Origin of the sequence: Cellulomonas sp. H30R-01 (assembly GCF_010119915.1) — a bacterium.
Lineage (GTDB): Bacteria > Actinomycetota > Actinomycetes > Actinomycetales > Cellulomonadaceae > Cellulomonas > Cellulomonas algicola.
In genome coordinates this window covers 1246369-1266234 of sequence record NZ_CP048210.1, presented here as the reverse complement: position 1 = coordinate 1266234, position 19866 = coordinate 1246369, and the positions used below count along the sequence as shown (strand labels likewise).

Annotated in this window: 12 protein-coding genes and 1 tRNA gene; 6 read left to right on the top strand and 7 right to left on the bottom strand. The window is 72.9% G+C overall.

The features are described 5' to 3' along the window. Positions 1–7: 7 nt before the first annotated feature. The 3 genes from GXP71_RS05550 to GXP71_RS05540 form a co-directional block, all read right to left on the bottom strand. Positions 8–970 carry a carbohydrate ABC transporter permease gene (locus tag GXP71_RS05550; RefSeq protein WP_162351845.1) on the bottom strand — a complete coding sequence of 321 codons (963 nt, stop codon included), beginning with the start codon at positions 968–970 and terminating at the stop codon, positions 8–10. Between the two features lie 9 nt (positions 971–979). Further along, positions 980–2032, bottom strand: coding sequence for a sugar ABC transporter permease (locus GXP71_RS05545; RefSeq protein ID WP_162351844.1), 1053 nt, complete (start codon positions 2030–2032; stop codon positions 980–982). Positions 2033–2121: 89 nt separating this feature from the next. Then, positions 2122–3786 (bottom strand): extracellular solute-binding protein, encoded by a 1665-nt coding sequence (locus tag GXP71_RS05540; RefSeq protein WP_238402641.1) that lies wholly within the window; start codon positions 3784–3786, stop codon positions 2122–2124. Positions 3787–4167: 381 nt separating this feature from the next. Here GXP71_RS05540 and GXP71_RS05535 point away from each other — a divergent pair, with 381 nt between their 5' ends. The 5 genes from GXP71_RS05535 to GXP71_RS05515 all read left to right on the top strand — a co-directional run bounded on the left by GXP71_RS05535 (position 4168) and on the right by GXP71_RS05515 (position 11185). Further along, positions 4168–5172, top strand: a complete 1005-nt coding sequence (locus GXP71_RS05535; protein ID WP_162351843.1) for a LacI family DNA-binding transcriptional regulator — start codon at positions 4168–4170, stop codon at positions 5170–5172. Positions 5173–5239: 67 nt separating this feature from the next. Next, positions 5240–6784, top strand: a complete 1545-nt coding sequence (locus tag GXP71_RS05530; protein ID WP_162351842.1) for an alpha-N-arabinofuranosidase — start codon at positions 5240–5242, stop codon at positions 6782–6784. Further along, on the top strand, positions 6781–8418 hold the full coding sequence (locus tag GXP71_RS05525) for a glycoside hydrolase 43 family protein (protein WP_162351841.1): 1638 nt from the start codon (positions 6781–6783) through the stop codon (positions 8416–8418). The genes GXP71_RS05530 and GXP71_RS05525 overlap by 4 nt, the downstream gene beginning before the upstream one ends. Beyond that, positions 8415–9446: an alpha/beta hydrolase fold domain-containing protein gene (locus GXP71_RS05520; protein ID WP_162351840.1), complete on the top strand. Its 1032-nt coding sequence runs from the start codon at positions 8415–8417 to the stop codon at positions 9444–9446. The genes GXP71_RS05525 and GXP71_RS05520 overlap by 4 nt, the downstream gene beginning before the upstream one ends. A 65-nt stretch (positions 9447–9511) precedes the next feature. Then, on the top strand, positions 9512–11185 hold the full coding sequence (locus GXP71_RS05515) for a beta-xylosidase (protein WP_162351839.1): 1674 nt from the start codon (positions 9512–9514) through the stop codon (positions 11183–11185). An 81-nt stretch (positions 11186–11266) separates the two neighbouring features. Here GXP71_RS05515 and GXP71_RS05510 read toward each other — a convergent pair. After that, positions 11267–11349, bottom strand: a tRNA-Leu gene (locus GXP71_RS05510). Between the two features lie 154 nt (positions 11350–11503). Between GXP71_RS05510 and GXP71_RS05505 the strand changes: the two genes are divergently transcribed. Then, a complete protein-coding gene (locus GXP71_RS05505) occupies positions 11504–12727 on the top strand; it encodes an AI-2E family transporter (protein WP_162351838.1) in 1224 nt (407 codons plus the stop codon). 35 nt (positions 12728–12762) lie between these two features. Here the strand turns inward: GXP71_RS05505 and GXP71_RS05500 are convergent, their stop codons facing one another. The 3 genes from GXP71_RS05500 to GXP71_RS05485 form a co-directional block, all read right to left on the bottom strand. Next, positions 12763–13647: a dihydrodipicolinate synthase family protein gene (locus GXP71_RS05500; RefSeq protein WP_162351837.1), complete on the bottom strand. Its 885-nt coding sequence runs from the start codon at positions 13645–13647 to the stop codon at positions 12763–12765. A 259-nt stretch (positions 13648–13906) separates the two neighbouring features. Then, positions 13907–17842, bottom strand: a complete 3936-nt coding sequence (locus GXP71_RS20280; RefSeq protein WP_238402640.1) for a PHP domain-containing protein — start codon at positions 17840–17842, stop codon at positions 13907–13909. After that, a complete protein-coding gene (locus GXP71_RS05485) occupies positions 17835–19859 on the bottom strand; it encodes a DNA polymerase Y family protein (RefSeq protein WP_162351836.1) in 2025 nt (674 codons plus the stop codon). The genes GXP71_RS20280 and GXP71_RS05485 overlap by 8 nt, the downstream gene beginning before the upstream one ends. Positions 19860–19866: the final 7 nt, after the last annotated feature.

The window sequence follows — 19866 nt, the reverse complement described above, 5'->3', positions numbered from 1 at the left end:
GACGCCGTCAGCCCTTGACGGAGCCGATCATGAGACCGGACACGAAGTGCTTCTGCAGGAACGGGTAGACGAGCAGGATGGGCACGGCCGCCACCATGGTGATCGCCGACCGCAGCGCGATCGGGGTGGTGAGCTGGCCGCCGCTGCCCACCGAGGCCGCGTTGCCCGCGACGTTCGCGGAGTTCGCGCCGGCGTTCATCGAGCTCGCCAGCAGCTTCTGCAGCTCGTACTGCAGGGTGGACAGCGCCTGGTCGCCCGAGTTGTACAGCAGGGTGTCCAGCCACGCGTTCCAGCTGCCGACCGCGACGAACAGCCCCACCACGGCCAGCGCGGGCTTGCACAGCGGCATGATGATCTGCCACCACGTGCGGAACTCCCCCGCGCCGTCGACCCGTGCCGACTCGGTGATCTCCTCGGGGATCGACTTCATGTAGGTGCGCAGGATGATCAGGTTGAACGCGCTGATGATCACCGGCACCCAGTAGGCCTGGAAGCTGTTCAGCATCCCCAGGTCCTTGATGAGCAGGTAGTTGGGGATGAGGCCGGCGTCGAAGTACAGGGTCAGCACGAAGATCAGGGTGATCGGGCGGCGGAAGATGAACTCCTTGCGGCTGAGCGCGTAGGCGAGCATCGAGGTGAAGAACAGGTTCGTCGCCACCACCACGACGGTCTTGAGGACGCTCATGAAGAACGCCTGGTAGATCGTGTTCATGTTGAGCACGACCTCGTAGTTCTTCAGCGAGAACACCCGGGGCCAGATGCCGATCCCGCCGCGGACGGCGTCCATGCCGTCGTTCAGGGAGATCGCGAGCGTGTTGAGCAGCGGGTAGACCATGAGCGTCGCGAGCGCCAGGAGGAACGTGGTGTTCAGCGTCGTGAAGATGACGCGCTCGGCCGTCCACCGGTGACGCGGTGACCTGCTCCGCGGTGCGCGCCGCGGCAGGGACTTCGGGGCGAGGGTGCTTGTCATGACGTCCTCCTAGACCAGCGTCTCTTGGTTCAGGCGCTTGGCCGCCCAGTTCGCCGAGCCCACCAGGATGATGGCGACGAGCGTCTTGAAGATGCCCGCGACGACGGCGAGGTCGTAGTTGCCCAGCTGGTAGCCGTAGCGCAGCACGAAGACGTCGATGGTCTCGGCCCGCTCGGAGATCAGGCCGTTGCCGAGGAAGTACGGCAGCTCGAAGTTCGTGGACAGGATCCAGCCGGCGTTGATGATGAGCAGCACCACGATCGTGGGCCGGATCCCCGGCAGCGTGATGTTCCACATCTTGCGGTAGCGGCCTGCCCCGTCGACCTCGGCGGCCTCGTACAGGCTCGGGTCGATCGCGGTGATCGCCGCCAGGTAGAGGATCGTGTTCCAGCCGAGCTCCTTCCACAGGCTCGTCCCGGCGACGATCCCCCAGAAGTGGTTCGGCTCGGTGAGGAACAGGACCGGTTCCTGGACGAGGCCCACGCTCAGGAGGGCCTGGTTGATGAACCCGCCGGAGGAGGGCAGCGACAGCGCGACCGACGCCAGGCTCGCCACGATCACCCAGCTGAGGAAGTGGGGCATGTAGGTGATGTTCTGCATGATCCGCTTGAACGGGGCGTTCTTGACCTCGTTCAGCAGCAGCGCCAGGACGATCGCGCCCAGTGTCCCGACGACGAGGGTCAGGACCGACTGCCCGACCGTGTTGATCACGACCCGGCGGAACCGCTCGCCGTTGACGCCGGTGAACAGGTCGACGAAGTTCTCGAAGCCGACCCACTCCTGGTTCCAGATGCTGCCGCGGCCCGGCTTGTAGTCCTGGAAGGCGATCGCCCAGCCGTAGACCGGGACGTACTTGAACAGGATCTGGTACATCAGCAGCGGGACGGCCATCGCGAGCAGGACCCGCTGCGCCCAGATCCTGTCCCAGGTGATCTTGCGCCGGGGCTCCTTCGGGGCTCGCGCCCGGGCCTTGCGGCGCGGCGCACGCGAGCCGCTCGCGGGCTCCTGGGCCGGTTCGAGCCCGGTGGCGGCCACAAGCGTGGTGACCGTGGTGTCCGTCATCTGTCCAACCTCGTCGTCGCCGAGCAGTGGGTCGTCGTCGACGACGCGTGGTGAGGGCGCTCGCCCCCACCACGCGTCGTCGCGGACTGCTACCAGTTCTCCAGGCGGTCCTGGATGCCGGCGTTGATGGCGTCCTCGTACACCTCGACGTCGATCTTCTTGATCGTGTCGACGTAGGCCTTCCAGCTCGCCTCGAAGTCGGCAGGGTCGCCCGCGATGATCTTCGGCAGGTTCTGGACGCCTGCGTCGGTCAGCTGCTGGTTGACCTCGTTGGCCTCGTCGGAGAGCGTGATGTTCCACGCCGGGTAGTACTTCGGGTTCTCCGGCTGCGGGTTCATGAACTCGAGCCAGGTCTTCTTGCCGTACTTCTCCATGACGCCTCGGTCGTAGTCGGTCAGCGTCGCGAAGAACTCGGCGGGCTGGTCGTCAGGGCTGTAGGCGTTGCCGTCGGAGAACTGGCCGTTGTGCTTGGGCAGCACGTCGAGCAGCGCCTCGAGACGGTTGGAGGCACGCCAGGTGAGGTCGCGGGCGTTGGCCCGCTGCTCCTCGGTGCGCGTGAACATCCCGTCCTCGCCGACCTGGTAGTCCTCGCCCTCGATGCCCCACGAGAGCACCTTCTGCCAGGGCTCGCTGAGCATCAGGTCGAGGAACTTCATGGCCTTCTCCGGCTGCTTGCTGGAGACGGAGATGCCGAAGCCCTGGTTGGTGTTCATCACGGGGCGGTCGGCGTACCACGGCTCCGCGCCGTCGTAGACGGGCATGAGCGGCACGTAGGTGTACTCGTCCTTGCCGGCGCTGCGCAGCGAGTCGGTGGCGGTCTGGAAGTTCCAGCCCTGGTCGTGCATGCCGAGCACGGCGCCGGTGGCGAGCTTCGCGGTGTACTGGTCGAACGTCAGGGTGAAGGACTCGCGGTCGACGAGACCCGCCTTGTACTGCTCGTTGAGGACCTTGTAGAAGTCCTTCGCGATGTCCTTGTCGGCGTAGATCTCCGCGTGGTCGTCGTCGTCGACGATGACGCCACCGTTGTTCGGGGAGCCGGCCAGCAGCGCCGGCGGGTTGGTCATGCCCCACTCACGGCCCGTCGACGCGAGGACCTCGAAGCCGACGGTCGGGGCGCCGTCGGTCTGGGGGTTCTTCGCCTTGTAGTTCGCGATGAGCTCGAAGTAGCGCTCGAGCGTCATGTTGCTGAGGTCCGGCCAGCCGGCGTCCTCGAGGACGCGCTTCTGGATCCAGAACGCGGGACCGTAGTAGGTGCCGCCCGTGACCTCGCCGTAGAAGCGGTTGTAGTTCGGGAAGATGTACAGGCCCGGGTCCACCTCCTCGCCCGCGTAGCTCATCTTCTTGATGTCGTCCTCGACGTGCGTGGAGAGGTTCGGGTAGTCCCCGGTCTCCAGCATGTCGTCCAGACGCAGGAGGGCGCCGCCCTCGAGGAGACGCATCTTCAGGTCCGTGGTGCCGACGAGGTCGGGGTACTCGCCGCCCGCGAGCATGACGCCGATCTTCTGGTCCACGGCGTCCGGCGTGACGATCTCGTACTTCAGGGTGACGCCGAGGTTCTCCTCGAGCAGCTTGGTGATCTTGTTGTCGGGGGCCGGGGCCTGCGACGCCGTCGTGATCCAGGTCGTGAGCGTCGTCGGGTTGCTGGGGGTCAGCGTCCCCGACTGGTCCGCGAGCTCGCCCTCGGGGATGACGACGTCCTTCGGGTCCTCGTCGGGGGCGTCGCCCGCGGTACATCCGACCAGTCCCGCCGACACTGCGGCGACCAGGACAAGAGCTGACAACTTCGTTCTAGCGGTACGCACCGAGGTCTCTCCCTTGAGAACAGTTCCGGTCGTCCTTGACGGGAACCCGTGCAGATCGGACGCGAGCTCGGGCTTCCGCGTCCTCATCCCGGCGGGATTTTAGCGTTAAAGTAGAGACGCGTTCCCGAGCCGTCAACCCCCTGGCACATCTCGGAATGGTCACGGCCCGCCCAGTGCGCCGGCCGGCCCGACGCCCGGTCGAGGCCTCACGAGGAGAGCCTTGCCGTCCCCGGTTTTATCGATATATTGGGCGCGCTCGGCGGCGCGGCCGGGGCCTCCGGGTCCGACGACCCCTCGCTGGACTGGCAGAGTGTCGCCGGAAGGAGGATGCGCATGGTGCGGATGGCGGACGTGGCCCGCGAGGCCGGCGTCTCGGTCATGACCGTGTCGAACGTCCTCAACGAGCGCCTTCCCGTCGGCGAGCCGACGCGCGCCCGCGTCATGGCGGCCGTCGAGGCCCTCGGGTACGAGGTGAACCTGACCGCGCGGCACCTGCGCGCCGGACGGACCGACACCGTCGCGTTCGTCGTCCCGAGCTTCCACGACTACTTCGGCGAGCTCGCCGACCATCTGGCCCCGCTGGTCGAGGCGGAGGGCCGTCACCTCGTCCTCGAACGGACGAGCGCCAACGCCGAGCAGGAGATGGAGGCGCTGAGCGTCGCGCGGCTCCAGATCTACGACGGCGTCGTGCTGTCCGTCGCCGGCCTCGACCTGGAGCAGCTGGCGCGCGTGCGCACGTCGAAGCCGATCGTGCTGCTGGGCGAGCGCGACGTCCCCGACCACCTCAACCACGTGCGCCTCGCGAACGAGTCGGGCGCCCGCCTCGCCACGGCGCACATGATCGAGCACGGATCGCGTCGGATCGTCGCGCTCGGGTGCTCGTTCGACGGCGCGCACATGATGACCACGGACCGTCGCGCCGGGTGGGAGCACGCGTACCACGAGGCCGGTCTCGCGGCCGACCCGGCCTACGTCGTGCCCGTCAGCGACTACACGTCTCTCGGTGGTCGCGACGCGATGCTCGAGTTCCTCGCCTCGGGGCTGCCCTTCGACGGGGTCTTCGCCGTCACCGACATCGTCGCCCTCGGGGCGCTGTCCGCGCTCGCGGACAGCGGGCTGCGGGTCCCCGACGACGTCCAGCTCGCCGGGTTCGACAACCTCGACATGTCACGCTTCGTCCCGCCGGGCATCACGTCGGTCGACGCCAACCACGAGGGCGTGGCCGAGGCGGCGATCGGGCTGCTGCACCGCCAGATGTCGGGCTGGACCGGTCCGGCCGAGCACGTCGTCGCACCCGTACGTCTCGTGGTGCGTGGATCCACCCGCGGCGGCGCCTAGCCGCACGCACGCGAGCACCTCTCCCGCGTCACCCACGTCACCGTCCGGTCGAAGGAGACCAACCCCCGTGAGCACCCCTGCGCCCTCTCCCGCCCGCACGACGGCGATCATCGACCTCGACCTGCCCGGTGCGACGATCAGCCGGCACGTGTACGGGCACTTCGCGGAGCACCTGGGCCGGTGCATCTACGGCGGGTTCTGGGTGGGTGAGGACTCCCCCGTCCCCCACGTGCGCGGCATCCGCTCCGACGTCGTGGCGGCCCTGCGGGACCTGCACATCCCGAACCTGCGCTGGCCGGGCGGCTGCTTCGCCGACGACTACCACTGGCGCGACGGGATCGGCCCGCGCGACCAGCGGCCCCGGATGGTCAACTCGCACTGGGGCGACGTCGTCGAGGACAACGCGTTCGGCACCCACGAGTTCATGGACCTGTGCGAGCTGCTCGGGGCGGACCCGTATGTGTCAGGGAACGTCGGGTCCGGCAGCGTGGCGGAGATGTCGGACTGGGTCGAGTACCTGACCCGGGCGGACGACTCGCCGATGGCAGCGCTGCGCCGGGCGAACGGGCGCGACGAGCCGTGGCGGGTGCCGTTCTGGGGGTTGGGGAACGAGGCGTGGGGGTGCGGCGGGCACCTGCGTGCCGAGCAGTTCGCGTCGTTGGCCCGGCAGTACGCCACGTACTCGCGCGACCACGGCGGCAACGCGCTGTACCGGATCGCGGCCGGCGCGAACGAGTCGGACCTGCACTGGACCGAGACGCTCATGCGGTCGTTCGACGACCTGGCCGCCGACCCGGCCGAGCCGGCCCGGCCTTTCCAGGCGCTGTCGCTGCACTACTACACGATGTCGGGCTCGTGGGGCGACAAGGGCGACGCCACCGGCTTCAGCACGGACGAGTGGTACACGACGATGGCCAGGGCCCGCCGCATGGAGGAGCTGCTCACCCGCCACTCGACGGTGATGGACCGGTACGACCCGCACCGCAAGGTCGGCCTGGTCGTCGACGAGTGGGGCACCTGGTGGAACGTCGAGAAGGGCACGAACCCGGGGTTCCTGTACCAGCAGAACACGCTGCGCGACGCGCTGGTCGCGTCCGTGCACCTCGACGCGTTCCACCGGCACGCCGAGCGGGTCGTGATGGCGAACATCGCGCAGACGGTCAACGTGCTGCAGGCGATGATCCTCACCGACCCGGACACCGGCGCGCTGGTCCTCACCCCGACGTACCACGTGTTCGCGATGAACCGCGGGCACCACGACGCCGCGGCGCTCGCCGTGCACCTGCGCGACGTCGAGACGCGGGCCGTCGACGGGACCGAGCTGCCGCTGATCTCCGCGTCGGCGTCGGTGAAGGGTGACGCCGCGCTGGTCTCGTTGTCGAACCTCGACACCGACACCGACCGCACGGTCGTGCTCGACCTGCGCGGCCGCGACGTCGTCGGGCACGAGGCACGGGTGCTGACGGCACCCGCCCTGGACGCGCACAACACCCCGGAGCAGCTCGACGCCGTCGCCCCGACCGCGCACGACGGCGTCCGGCCCCACGCGCGCGGGCTCGAGGTCGACCTCCCCGCGCACTCCTACGTGACCGTCGGTCTCGGCCTCCGTTGACGGGACGCGACCACCGGGCCGTCACCGTCGCCCACCCGGTCGTCCTCGCGGACGTCCCCGACCCGGACGTCGTCTTCGACGGCCGGCACTACTACATGGTCAGCACGACCATGTACTTCGCGCCGAGCGTGCCGATCATGCGCTCGGACGACCTGGTGCACTGGTCGATCGCCGGCTACACCGGCCCGATCCTCGACGACACGGACGCGCTCGCCCTGCGCGACGGGCAGAACGCCTACGGGCAGGGCACGTGGGCCGGGAGCATCCGGCACCACGAGGGCACGTACTACGTCTCGGTCGGCAGCCTCACCACGCAGAAGACGTACGTCTACGCGACGCCGAGCATCGAGCACGGGCCGTGGACCAGGTCCGTCCTCGACGGCTACGCCCACGACCAGTCGCTGCTGTTCGACGACGGGGACACCTACCTCGTGTACGGCGGCGGGGTGATCGACCTGCGCCGGCTCCGCCGGGACGACGACGGGACCTTCGTCTGGGACGGTCCGGCGACGCGGCTCGTCGAGGACGCGAACGTCGACCAGACGAGCGGGCTGGACGCCGAGGGCGCGCACGCCTACAAGATCGGCGACCACTACTACGTCTTCATGATCGAGTGGCCGACGGACGGGATCCGCCAGGAGGTCGTGTGGCGGTCGACGTCGCTGACGCCGCAGTCCCAGGGCGGGGCCTGGGAGGGCAGGGTCGTGCTCAGCCAGGCGGTGCCGGTCGAGGGACGTGGGGGCGGCGGCGTCGCGCAGGGCGGCGTCGTGCAGGCGCCCGACGGGCAGTGGTACGCGATGCTCTTCCAGGACGAAGGGCCGCTCGGGCGCTCACCGCAGCTGGCGCGCGTGACCTGGGACGACCACGGGTGGCCGGTCTACACGCTCGACGCCGCGACGGCGGTCCCCGCAGGGGCGCCGGCGGCGGGAGCGACGGCACTCCTCGTCTCGGACGACTTCGACCACCAGCCCACGCGGGCCGGCTACTGGAGCACCGCGAACGCCGGTGCCCTGACGGCGTCGGACGAGAACGCCTGGAACGGCTCGAACCTCGGGCTGACGTGGCAGTGGAACCACAACCCGGACCACCGGTTCTGGTCGCTCACCGACCGGCCCGGCCACCTGCGGCTGACCACGGGCAGCATCGCGTCGGGCATCCTCGACGCCCGCAACACGCTCACCCAGCGCACGGTCGGGCCCGCGAGCGCCGCGGCGATCTCGCTGGACGTCTCCGCGATGGTGGACGGCGACGTCGCGGGCCTGTCCGCGTACCAGCAGAAGTACGGGTACGTGGGCGTCGAGATGGCCGACGGGGAGCGTCGGCTCGTCATGCGCCGTGCCGACCGGCAGGGGCGCGTCGCCTTCACCAGCACTCCTGTGCCGCTGACCGCCGGGACGGTGCTGCTCCGCGCGGACGTGGACTTCCGGGACGCCGCCGACCGCGCCTCGTTCGCGTACTCGCTCGACGGCGCCGCCTGGACGCCGATCGGCGACGACCTGGCGATGGAGTACAGCCTCGACCACTTCACGGGGTACCGGTTCGCGATCTTCTGCTACGCCACGGCCGAGACCGGCGGCCACGTGGACGTCGACTGGTTCCGTGTCGGCGACGACATCGGAGGGATGCGGCCATGACGGGACGACTGGTGCCCGAGCTCGAGGCGCGGCGCCACCTCGTCGAGGACCACGCGGACTTCACGCAGATCCCCGAGTCGGTCGTCGCACGGTGGAAGGCGCCGTTCGGGCCGCCCGAGGACTGGGACCTGACCGTGGTCGACCAGGTGGTCCCCGGCCCGCACGGCCCGGTGCCCGTGCGCGTCTACACGCCGGTGGGCCCGTCGCCCGACGGGGGCCGCGCGTGCCTGGTCTGGATGCACGGCGGCGCGTTCGCCTGGGGCGACCTCGACATGGCGGAGGCGCACGAGGTCGCGCGCGGTCTCGCCGGACGCGCGGACGCCGTCGTCGTGTCGGTGGACTACCGCCTGTGCCCCGTGATGCCCGAGCTCGGCGGCAGCGTCGGCGACCGCGTCGACGAGCGCGGCGAGCCGGTCCGGTTCCCCGTCCCGCAGGACGACTGCCGCGCCGTGCTCGACGCCGTCCGCGCCGACCCGGCACGCTTCGGGGTCGACCCGGCTCGGGTCGCGATCGGTGGCGCGAGCGCGGGCGCCTTCCTCGCGGCGGCCGTGACCCTGCGCACCGTCGCCGACGGCCGGGCGCCCTGGCAGACCCTGCTCGTGTACCCGATGCTGCACCCCCGGCTCCCCGTGCTCGGCGCCGACCTCGCCGAGGCGGTCGAGTCGGCCCCGCGCGCGCTCCAGCTCCCGGCGTGGATGATCGACGCCACGAACCGCACGGTGCTCGGGCACGAGCCGGAGCAGTCCGACGACGAGGCGTTCCCCGGCCTGGCGGCGCGTCTCGAGGGCTTCCCCGCGACCTACGTGGAGAACGCCGAGTGCGACGCGTTCCGGGCGAGCGGCGAGCACTTCAGCACGCGCCTGCGCGCCGCCGGCGTCGACGTCGTCGAGGTGACCCGGGCGGGCGTGCCCCACGGCCACCTCGACTGGGTGGGGTTCGCGTCCGCGCGGGACACCCTGGACGCTCTCGCCGGGCGGCTCGGTGCACACGCCGCCGCGGATCGGCAGCCCTCGACCCCCCGACCCTGACCCGACGGACGGTGCCCGGCCGCGACGGACCGCAGGAGGCACCGCGTGGACCGAAGGAGATCTCCATGCCCCACGACGCGCACGCGCTCGACGCGCTCCGGGTGGACGGCGCGCCGCCGACGGACGCGCCGCTGCACCACGTGTGGAACCGGTGCGTGGGCGCGGGCCGGGCCAACGAGGCGCTGCGCGCCGACTGGCAGGCCCACTTCCGCGAGGCCGTGGACGTGCTCGGGGTCCGGTCCGTGCGGTTCCACGGCCTGTTCCACGACGACATGTTCGTGTACCGCGCCACCTACGGCGGCGGGTTCGCGCCGCCGGAGGCGCTGCCCGAGCCGATGATCACCTTCAGCTACGTCGACATGGTCTTCGACGCGATCCTCGACGCCGGCGCGCGCCCGTTCGTCGAGCTCGGGTTCATGCCCCGGGACCTCGCCACGCAGACCGAGACGCTGTTCTGGTGGAAGGCGCACTGCAGCCCGCCCACCGACATGGCGGAGTGGGTGCGCCTCGTGAGCGAGACGGTGCGGCACTGGATCGAGCGCTACGGCCTCGACGAGGTGCGCCAGTGGCGGTTCGAGGTGTGGAACGAGCCCAACCTGGTGCCCCACTTCTGGACCGGCACCCGCACGGAGTACTTCGAGCTGTACGAGGCCACCGCGCGCGCGCTCAAGGCGATCGACCCGCAGCTCCAGGTGGGCGGCCCGTCCACCTCCGTGTTCGTGCCCGACGCCCGCTACGCCGGCGAGACCTACGACCGCGCGGCCGAGTTCGCCACCGGCCAGGCACCCGACCCCGACGCGCTCGACTGGCAGCCCGTCTGGGTCCGCGAGCTCATCGACTGGTGCGCCGAGCGCGACCTCCCGCTCGACTTCCTCTCGACCCACCTCTACCCGACGGACTACGCGGCCGACGGGACCGGCAGCGGCGTCACGGCCATCCACCGCCACGTGGACGCCACCGCGCAGGACCTGCGCCTCATGCGCGAGCTCATCGCCGCGAGCCCGTACCCCGACGCCGAGCTGCACATCACCGAGTGGTCGAGCTCGCCGTCGAGCCGGGACCGCACGCACGACACCCTCTTCGCCGCCACGTACGTCACGCGCGCGTTCCTCAAGGGCGCCGCGCTGGCGGACTCGATCTCCTACTGGACGTTCACCGACATCTTCGAGGAGGGCGGCGCCGGGCTCGGCCCGTTCCACGGCGGCTTCGGGTTCGTCAACGAGCAGGGCATCCACAAGCCCACGTTCCACGCCGTCGCGATGCTGAACCGGCTGGGCGACCGCGTCGTGCACCAGGACGAGCAGGGCGTCATCACGCGCTCGTCCGACGACGGCCGCGTGTCCGCGGTGTTCCTGAACTACCCCGCCGAGATGGGCACCCGCGGCGTCGAGCAGCACGACTCCTACGCCGCGACGCGCGCGTACCGGAAGATCGGGACGGCCCGGCGGGTCCGCCACACGATCGCCGGCCTCGAGCCGGGCACGGTGTTCCAGGTCGAGCAGCTCGACTGGGAGCACGGCAACGCCGCGGAGGCGTGGCACCAGATGGGCGAGCCGCTCAACCTCACCCGCGCCCAGACCGCCGCGCTCAAGGCCGTCGCGGACGACCTGCGCCGGTGGACGATCACGGTCCGGGAGTCGGGCGTCCTCGAGATCGACCTCGACCTGCCCGCCTGGGCCGTCGCCTCCGTCGTCCCGGTCACCCCCGCGACGGTCGCCGGCGCCGCCGCGGCGCGGTGACGGTTGGTCCGGGCTGCCCGCACACACACGAAGGGCCCCGATCCGTGGATCGAGGCCCTTCGTGTTCGCTGTCTCAACGAGTGTCCGGAGGGGGACTTGAACCCCCACGCCCTTTCGGGCACTAGCACCTCAAGCTAGCGCGTCTGCCATTCCGCCACCCGGACAGGTGGACCGTCCGGGGGCCCGTGGGCTCCCTCAGGTGCGGCAGAAAAGATAGCACGGTGCGGCGGCCGGGCATGCATCGGCCCCGGGGTGCAGACTGACGCCACCGGCCTGGGCATCAGCGCCGGGGATCGAGTCCGAGGTGGCGGGGGGTTCATGGCCGAGGCGACCGGCACCGGGAGCAAGGGGCTGACCGGCCCGAGCAACCCGGCGGCCCGCAAGGTGGCAGGGGCACGACGCAACCCCAGCGTGTACGGGGTCGAGCACACCGCACCGCACTGGCTGCGGGTCATGGCGGGAGTGTCCTGGCGGCTCCTCGTGGTGCTCGCGGCCGTCGCGCTCGTGTTCTACGCCACGTCCCGCGTGCAGCTGCTGTTCATCGCGGTGTTCCTCGCGTTCGTGTTCAGCGCGGTGCTGCGGCCGATCGTCGACTTCCTGTCGCGGTTCATGTGGCGCGGGCTGGCGACCGCGCTCGCGATCCTGGGCGGGATCCTGTTCTTCGTCGGGCTGCTCACCTACATCGGGTATTCGATCGCGAACCAGTGGAACGACCTCACGAAGCAGTTCAGCGACGGCATCTCGCAGATCACCGACTTCCTGCAGAGCGGGTCGCTGCCGTTCACGATCACGAACGACCAGATCGCCGAGTGGATCAGCAACGCCCAGAAGTGGGTGCAGGACCACGCGGGCGACCTCGCGTCGCAGGCCGCAGCCGGTGCCGGGTCCGTCGTCGAGATCTTCACCGCGCTCGCGCTCGCGATCTTCTGCACGGTGTTCTTCCTGGCCCGCGGGCAGGAGATGTGGACCTGGTTCCTCAACCAGCTGCCCACGCGGTTCCGCGAGACCTGGAAGGTCGCGGGCGGCGCCGGCTGGTACACGTTCTCCGGCTACACGCGCGGGACGGTCATCATCGCCGTCACCGACGGCCTGCTCGCGTTCATCCTGCTGACGATCCTGCGCGTGCCGCTGTCGGCGCCGCTCGCGGTGCTCGTCATGATCGGTGCGTTCATCCCGCTGGTCGGCGCACCCGCCGCCATGATCATCGCGATGATCGTCGCGCTCGCCGCGAACGGGCTGTGGTCCGCCGCGATCGTCGGCATCGGCATCGCGCTCATCGGGCAGTTCGAGGGGCACATCCTGCAGCCGCTCGTCATGGGCAAGCAGGTGTCGCTGCACCCGGTCGTCGTCGCGCTCGCCGTGACCGCCGGGACGCTCACGGCCGGGATCCTCGGCGCGGTCATCGCGGTGCCGCTCGTGTCCGTCGTGTGGGCGATCTTCTCCCGCCTGCGGACGCTCGACCCGCCCATGGACGAGGACGAGGCCGACGACGAGGTGCGGCCGACGACCGAGGAGGAGACGGCGGACTCGCCGCGCGGCTGACGCGGGCTCGTCGCTCGCGGCGCCGCCGCGGTCGGTCAGGCCAGCGCGCGCTCGACGGCGGCGTCGAGGTCGGCGCGGACCTCGGCAGGCACGTCGAGCAGCGGTGCCGGGAGCGGACCGAGGTCCAGGCCCACGTGCCGGGCGAGCGGACCCGCGAGACGCATCGCACCCCAGCGCGCACCGAGCGTGGTGAGCGGGGCGAGCCGCTCGGTCCAGGTGTCGACGAGCGCCGCGTCACCGGCGGTCGCCGCGGCCGCGGTGGCCACCCACGGGCCCGGCAGGACGCCCGCGAGGCCGCTGTGCCACGTCCGGGCACCCGCGAGCAGTGCCTGCGACCCGAGCGCGTCGCCGCTGAAGCCGACCTCGACGTGCGCCGGGACACCGGTGAGCAGCGCGGCGCAGCGGGTGCGGACGTCGTCGACGTCGAGGCCGCGGTCCTTGAGGCCGCCGACGCCGGGCAGCGCGGCGATCGCGAGGAGGTCGTCGACCGTGAGCTCGAGGCCCGTCGTGCGGGGGTTGTGGTAGATCCACACGGGCACCTCCGCGAGCGCGGCGACGTCCCGGTACAGCGCGAGCGCCTCGGCGGCGGTGAGCGGCAGGTAGGACATCGGCGGGAGCAGCACCGCGTCGACGCCCGCGGCGCGCGCGGCGGCGGCGTGGCCGAGCACGTCGGCCGTCGTGAGCGCGCCGATCCCGCAGACCACGGGCACCCGGCCGTCGACCGCCTCGACCGCGGCCCGCGCGACGCGCGCCCGGTCACCACCGTTCAGGTAGGCGAAGCCGCCGGTCGACCCGAGCACCGCGACCGCGTCCGCTCCGGCAGCGACGGCGCGGTCCGCGAGCGCGGCCAGCACGCCGGGGGCGACGCCGCCGTCGGCGGTGCGCGGGGTGGGCAGGTACGCGGCGAGGGGTCCCAGCATGCGCGGAGGCTAGCGAAGACGCGGCGTCCGCCCGACGCGGATCTCGCGTCACGGTCGGGACGGCCGCGCCCCGGGCGGCGCGACGTCGCGTCAGAAGGGCTCCGGGCGGCGCGACGTCGCCTCAGGAGGCTCAGGAGGCTCAGGAGGCTCAGGGCGGGTGTCGCGACGAGATCCAAGACGCGGCAGACCACGGGGCAGCGCGCGCGGCTGACTGCGCCCGCGCGCGGCGCTCGGTCGCGCCTCGAACGTGCGGCCGGTGTCAGCGGAAGTCGCGGGACGTCGAGCGGACCTTGAGGGACAGGACGCCCAGGTGCTCGGCGACGAGGTTCGTCGCGCCGTCGGAGCGTTCCAGGCGGCCGCGCACGACGAGCGCCCGGGAGGTCCGCGCGACGCGTCGGAACCGTTGCCACAGCCCTGCGGAGCACACGATGTTGAGCAGCCCGGTCTCGTCCTCGAGCGACAGGAACGTCACCCCGCCCGCGGTGCCCGGACGCTGCCGGTGCGTCACGACCCCCGCGACGGCGACCCGGCGCCCGGGCTCGTGGCGGAACGCGTCGACGACGCGCAGCACCCCGGCCTCGTCCAGGCCGTCGCGGACGAACTGCGTCGGGTAGGAGTCGACGGACACACCCGTCGCCCACACGTCGGCCGTCGCGACCTCGACGTCGCTGAGCCCCGGCAGCGTCGGCGCCGCGACCCCGACGCTCACCCCGGGCAGCGTGTCCGGCCCTTCCTGCGCGAGCGCCCCGGCCGCCCACAGCGCCTCGCGGCGGGTCGAGCCGAGGCTGTCGAGCGCACCCGCGGTCGCGAGCGCCTCGACCTGCACGGTGGTCAGCCGGACGCGCCGCACGAGGTCGCGCAGGTCCGCGAACGGCCCGTGCGCCAGGCGCTCGTCGACGACCTGCTGCGCGACGTCCTCCCCCACCGACCGCACCGACGCGAGCCCCAGGCGCACCGCGAGCGAGCGCGGCACGTCCGCGTCGGCGCCCGTCCGCACGCCCGCGGCGACGGCCGGACCGGTGCCGCTCGGCGCGGGGACCAGCAGCGGCTCGCCGCCCGGCGGCGTCGGGCCGGTGCGCTCGACGCACGCCTGCACGTCGGACGCCTGCACGTCGGGCCGCAGCACCTCGACGCCGTGCCGGCGGGCGTCGGCGGCGAGGCTCTGCGGCGAGTAGAAGCCCATGGGCTGCGCCGCGAGCAGCCCCGCGTAGAACGCGGCCGGGTGGTACACCTTCAGCCACGCGCTCGCGTACACGAGGAACGCGAACGAGTACGCGTGCGACTCGGGGAAGCCGAAGTCGGCGAACGCGCGCAGCTTCTCGTAGATCTGCTCCCCCACGTCCGGCCCGATGCCGTGCGTCGCCATGCCGGCCATGAGGCGTCCCTTGAGCGCCTCCATGCGTTCCGTCGAGCGCTTGGACCCCATCGCGCGGCGCAGCTGGTCGGCCTCCGCGGGCGTGAAGTCGGCGACGTCGATCGCCATCTGCATGAGCTGCTCCTGGAACAGCGGCACGCCCTTGGTCTTGGCGAGCGACTTCTCCAGCAGCGGGTGCAGGTAGGTGACGGCCTGCCGGCCGTGCGCGCGCTCGATGTACGGGTGCACCGAGTTGCCCTGGATCGGCCCGGGCCGGATGAGCGCGACCTCGATGACGATGTCGTAGAACGTGCGCGGCCGCAGCCGCGGCAGCGTCCCCATCTGCGCGCGGGACTCCACCTGGAACACCCCGACGGTGTCCGCCGCGCTCAGCAGGTCGTACACCCGCGCGTCCTCGGCGGGCAGCGCGTGCAGGTCGAGCTTCCTGCCCTCGTGCTTCTCGACGTCGGTGAACGCGAGCCGCAGCGCCGTGAGCATCCCGAGGCCCAGCAGGTCGAACTTCACGAGCCCCGCGTCGGCGCAGTCCTCCTTGTCCCACTGCAGGACCGTGCGGCCCGGCATGCGCGCCCACTCCACCGGGCACACCTCGATCACCGGCCGGTCGCACATCACCATGCCGCCCGAGTGGATCCCGAGGTGCCGTGGCAGGCGCAGGAACCGGTCCGCGAGGTCGACGACGTGCTCCGGGATCTCGTCGAGCTCGCTCGCCGCGGGCGGCAGCGTCGCGGGGACGACGTCGTGGCCGTCGGACGTCGCGAGCCCCGGCACCTCGGTCCCGCGCGGTGAGCGCGTCAGCACCGGCGGCGGCTCGTAGGTGGTGCCCCACATCGACGCCTTGGCGCGGCGCCGCTCGTCGCGCGCCGTGCTGACGGCCGTGGCCCGGTCGTGCGGCTCACCTCCCGCGCCGCGACCCTCCGGCGGCCACGGCCCGGCGTGCCCGTCGTGCGGGCGGTCCCGCCGACCGGACGACCCGCGGCCGTCGTGCGAGCGGTCCGGCCGACCGGACGACCCGCGGCCGTCGTGCGAGCGGTCCGGCGGACCGCCCGACCCGGCACGGCCGTCGTGCGACCGGTCGGGACGGCCCGCCGCCGGAACCCCCTGCGGTCCGGCGGCGGGGGTCTCGGTGGACCGTCGCCGTCCCGACGGTCCCGGCGGGACGGGCGGCGGCGGTGACAGGAGCGCCGACGACGGGGGTGCCGGCGGGGGCGTCGACGGGGGCGTCGACGGGGGCGCCGGCGCGGGCTGCGGCGGGCGCAGGCTGCCCCAGCGCTCGATCGACTTCGCCCACGCGTCCTGCTGGCCGGCGTCGTACCCGAGCGCCCGGGCCGCGTCACGGATCGCGGAGCGCGGGCGGTAGGAGATGACGTTGGCGACCTGCGCGGCGTGCGACCGGCCGTGCTTCTCGAAGACGTACTGGATGACCTCCTCGCGGCGCGCGGACTCGATGTCGACGTCGATGTCCGGCGGACCGTCCCGCTCGGGGGCGAGGAACCGCTCGAACAGCAGCCCGTGCCGCACCGCGTCGACGGCCGTGACGCGCAGCGCGTAGCAGACCGCCGAGTTCGCGGCCGAGCCGCGGCCCTGCGCGAGGATCCCGTGGTCGCGGCAGAACTTCACCAGGTCGTAGACGACGAGGAAGTACCCCGGGAACCCGAGGTCCTCGATGACACGCAGCTCGTGCGCGAGCTGCGTGTACGCGCCCGGGACGCGCTCGTCGTCGGGCGGCCCGTAGAGCTCGAGCGCGCCCTGCCGGACGAGCTCACGCAGCCACGTCGCCTCGGTGTGCCCGTCCGGGACCGGGTACGGCGGCAGCTGCGGTGCGACGAGGGACAGGTCGAACGCGCACTCGGCCGCGAGCGCCGCCGCCGTGCCGACCGCCGACGGGTGCCGCCGGTGCAGCGCGAGCATCTCCTCCGCGGACCGCAGGTGCGCGACGGGGGCCGCGGGCAGCCACCCGTCGAGGTCCTCGACCGACGAGCGGGCGCGCACCGCGGCGAGCGCCGCGGCGAGGTCCGCGTCGCGCGGCGTCGCGTAGTGCACGTTGCCCGTCGCGACGAGCGGGAGGCCCGCGTCGGCGGCGAGCGAGGCGAGCGCGTCGGCCCGCTCGGAGTCGTACGGGTCGGCCGACGCGGTGACCTCGACGGCGACGTTGTCCCGGCCGAACAGCGCGACGAGCCGGTCGAGTTCGGTGCGCGCCGCGTCCAGGCCGCCCGGTGCGACCCCGCCGACACCCGACGGGTCGCCGCCCGCGAGCGCCCGGCGCACGGCCCCCTTGCGGCAGCCCGTGAGCACGAGCCACTGCCCGGCCGCGTTGGCGGCGAGCTCCTCCAGCCGGTAGTCCGCGGCGCCCTTCTCCCCCGTGCGCAGGTGCGCCTCGGCGATCGACCGGGACAGCGCCCGGTACCCCGCGGGTCCGCGTGCGAGCACCAGGAGGTGGGACGCGCGCGGGTCGGGCACGCCCGTCGGCAGGTCCAGCACGGGCAGGCCCGGCGTGGCGCGCGTGCGCTCCCGCAGGTGTCGGCGGCCGTCGGGGGCAGGCAGGTGCAGCTCGGCGCCGAACGCCGTGGGCAGGCCGACGGCCTTCGCGGCCTGCGAGAACCGGACGACGCCGTACAGCCCGTCGTGGTCGGTCAGCGCGAGCGCGTCGAGGCCCAGCCGGGCGGCCTCCGCGGCGAGCTCCTCGGGCTGGCTCGCACCGTCGAGGAAGCTGAACGCCGAGTGCGCGTGCAGCTCGGCGTAGCGCGGCGGGAAGGCGGCACGCGACGTGCGGGAGACGTCGGGCACCACCGAGCGGCCGGTCGCCATCCAGTTCTCAGTCATACGTCGCCTCGCACGTCCAGCCGTCCGCGTCGCCGGCGAGGAGCACCGCGTCACCGTCGTCGAACGCGACCTGCAGGTGCCCGCGCACACCGACGCGTCCCCCGGTCCCCCACCACCGCTCGCTCGACAGCCACGGGCCCGCCCACCCGACGACCGCCCGCTCGCGCACTCCGCCCGGCTCGCCGTGTCCGTCGTCCGACGCGACACCCGCACCCGGTCGCGGCCCGCCGGACGGCCACCCGTCGGACGCCAGGAACCCGTCGGCCGACGTGAGACCGCCCGACGAGGGGAACCGCGCGGACGAGCCGGGACGAGCCGACGGCGCGAGCCGAGCGGACGACGGGAGGTGGCCCGACGAGCCGTCTGCGGACGACGTCCGGTACGCCGACGGACGTGCCGTCCCACCGGGACCCCACGCGCCCGGTCCTGCCGAGCGCGCCCCCGACGGCACGTCGGCGTCCGACGCGAGCGGCCAGCGGACCGTCGCGGGCTCGCCGCGCAGCCCGACGCGGACGTCGAGGACCACGGGCCGCCCGGCGGCGTCGCGCACGTCGACGGGGAGCGGACGGGCGAGGACGGTCGCGGGAGCCGGGTCCGGGAGCCGCCCGGGCCACGGCAGGTCGGCCGCGCGCGCGGCCTGCGTCTGCTCGCCCCACGGCTGCAGGTGCACCTGGTCGCGCACACCACGGCCGCCCTGGAGCGTCGCGGTGAGCACGCCCTGCCCGCCGACGATCCCCTGCACGCGGTCGAGCGCGCGGTGCGCCCGCAGGTCGCCGCCGGACGGCCCGCCCCACAGCCGCCCTTGCTCGGCACCCGCGGGCGCGACGTCGAGCGCCGTGACGGCGAGCCGTACGAGCGTCACGGGCCGGACGTCGTCGTCGACCCACGGCTCGTCGACGAGGTCGTCGAACGCCCACGGGTCCTGCGACCCGTCACGGGCGGCCCGGGCACGTGCGGCGCGCGCACGGGCCGCACGGACGCGCTCGGGGGCGTCCTGCGCGCGGCTGCGGGCGGTCGCGACGGCCGTGGACGACAGCCAGCTCTCGAGCTGCCAGCGGATGCGGTCGGTGATGCGCTGCGGCGTCAGCCCGCCGAACCCGCCGAGGTCGGTGCGCCAGGTGCGGACCAGGTCGGTGCCGTCGTCGGTGCGCGCGGCGATCTGCATGCGCCCGCACGACACGGACCGGTGCACGAGCTGCGCGTGCAGGTCCTCGGCCAGGCGGCGGCCGGCGAACGTCGCGGTGTCGACCCGGTCGACGGGCGGGTCGAGCTCGGCGACGACCTCGAGGTCGGCCTCGGGGCGACGACGCGCCGGTGGGCGCTCGTCGTCGCCGCGCGCGAGGGTCTGCGCCCACACGCCGAGCCGCCCGAAGCGCGCGTGCACGTCCCCGGTCGGGAGCGCGGCGAGCTGCCCGAGCGTGCGCAGGCCGAGCCGGTGCAGCAGGTCGACGAGGTCGGCGACCTGCTGGGCGGCGTCCTCCGTGACGGCGGCGTGCACGAGCTCGGTGACCCCGCGTGCGGCGAGGAACGCGGGCGACGAGCCGGGTGGCACGACGGCCCCGGTGCGCGCGGCGACGACCGCGGCGAGCAGCCCGTCGGCGGTGCCGACCGCGCACTCGTGCCCGGCGCGCGCAGCGACGGCGTCGACGAGCCGCTCCGCGAGCACGTCCTCCGACCCGTGGTACCGGGTGGCTCCCCCGGCGGGCAGCAGCAGGAGGCCGGCGCGCACGACCTCGATGCCGGCGACGACGGTCTCCGCCGCGCTCGCGACCGGCTCGAACAGGCGCACGTCGCGCGCGTCGTCGGCGGGCAGCAGCACGAGCTCGGGGCAGCACCCCTGGGCCTGCCGTCGCCGCATGCCACGACGGACCCCCTCGACACGGGCGAGCGCGGACACGGCCGTGACGCGCCGGCCGTCGTGCACCGCGGCGGGGAGGTGGGCGGGGACCTCGTCGGTGGTGGTCGCGGCGACGACGGGCCAGTCGGGGACCCAGAGGACGGTGGTGCGGGTGCTCACGACGCGC

What these genes read in the sequence shown, in the direction of transcription:
- GXP71_RS05550 (WP_162351845.1), bottom strand. Translation starts at nt 970, where the DNA reads ATGACAAGCACCCTCGCCCCGAAGTCCCTGCCGCGGCGCGCACCGCGG.
- GXP71_RS05545 (WP_162351844.1), bottom strand. Translation starts at nt 2,032, where the DNA reads ATGACGGACACCACGGTCACCACGCTTGTGGCCGCCACCGGGCTCGAA.
- GXP71_RS05535 (WP_162351843.1), top strand. Translation starts at nt 4,168, where the DNA reads ATGGTGCGGATGGCGGACGTGGCCCGCGAGGCCGGCGTCTCGGTCATG.
- GXP71_RS05520 (WP_162351840.1), top strand. Translation starts at nt 8,415, where the DNA reads ATGACGGGACGACTGGTGCCCGAGCTCGAGGCGCGGCGCCACCTCGTC.
- GXP71_RS05515 (WP_162351839.1), top strand. Translation starts at nt 9,512, where the DNA reads ATGCCCCACGACGCGCACGCGCTCGACGCGCTCCGGGTGGACGGCGCG.
- GXP71_RS05505 (WP_162351838.1), top strand. Translation starts at nt 11,504, where the DNA reads ATGGCCGAGGCGACCGGCACCGGGAGCAAGGGGCTGACCGGCCCGAGC.
- GXP71_RS05500 (WP_162351837.1), bottom strand. Translation starts at nt 13,647, where the DNA reads ATGCTGGGACCCCTCGCCGCGTACCTGCCCACCCCGCGCACCGCCGAC.
- GXP71_RS20280 (WP_238402640.1), bottom strand. Translation starts at nt 17,842, where the DNA reads ATGACTGAGAACTGGATGGCGACCGGCCGCTCGGTGGTGCCCGACGTC.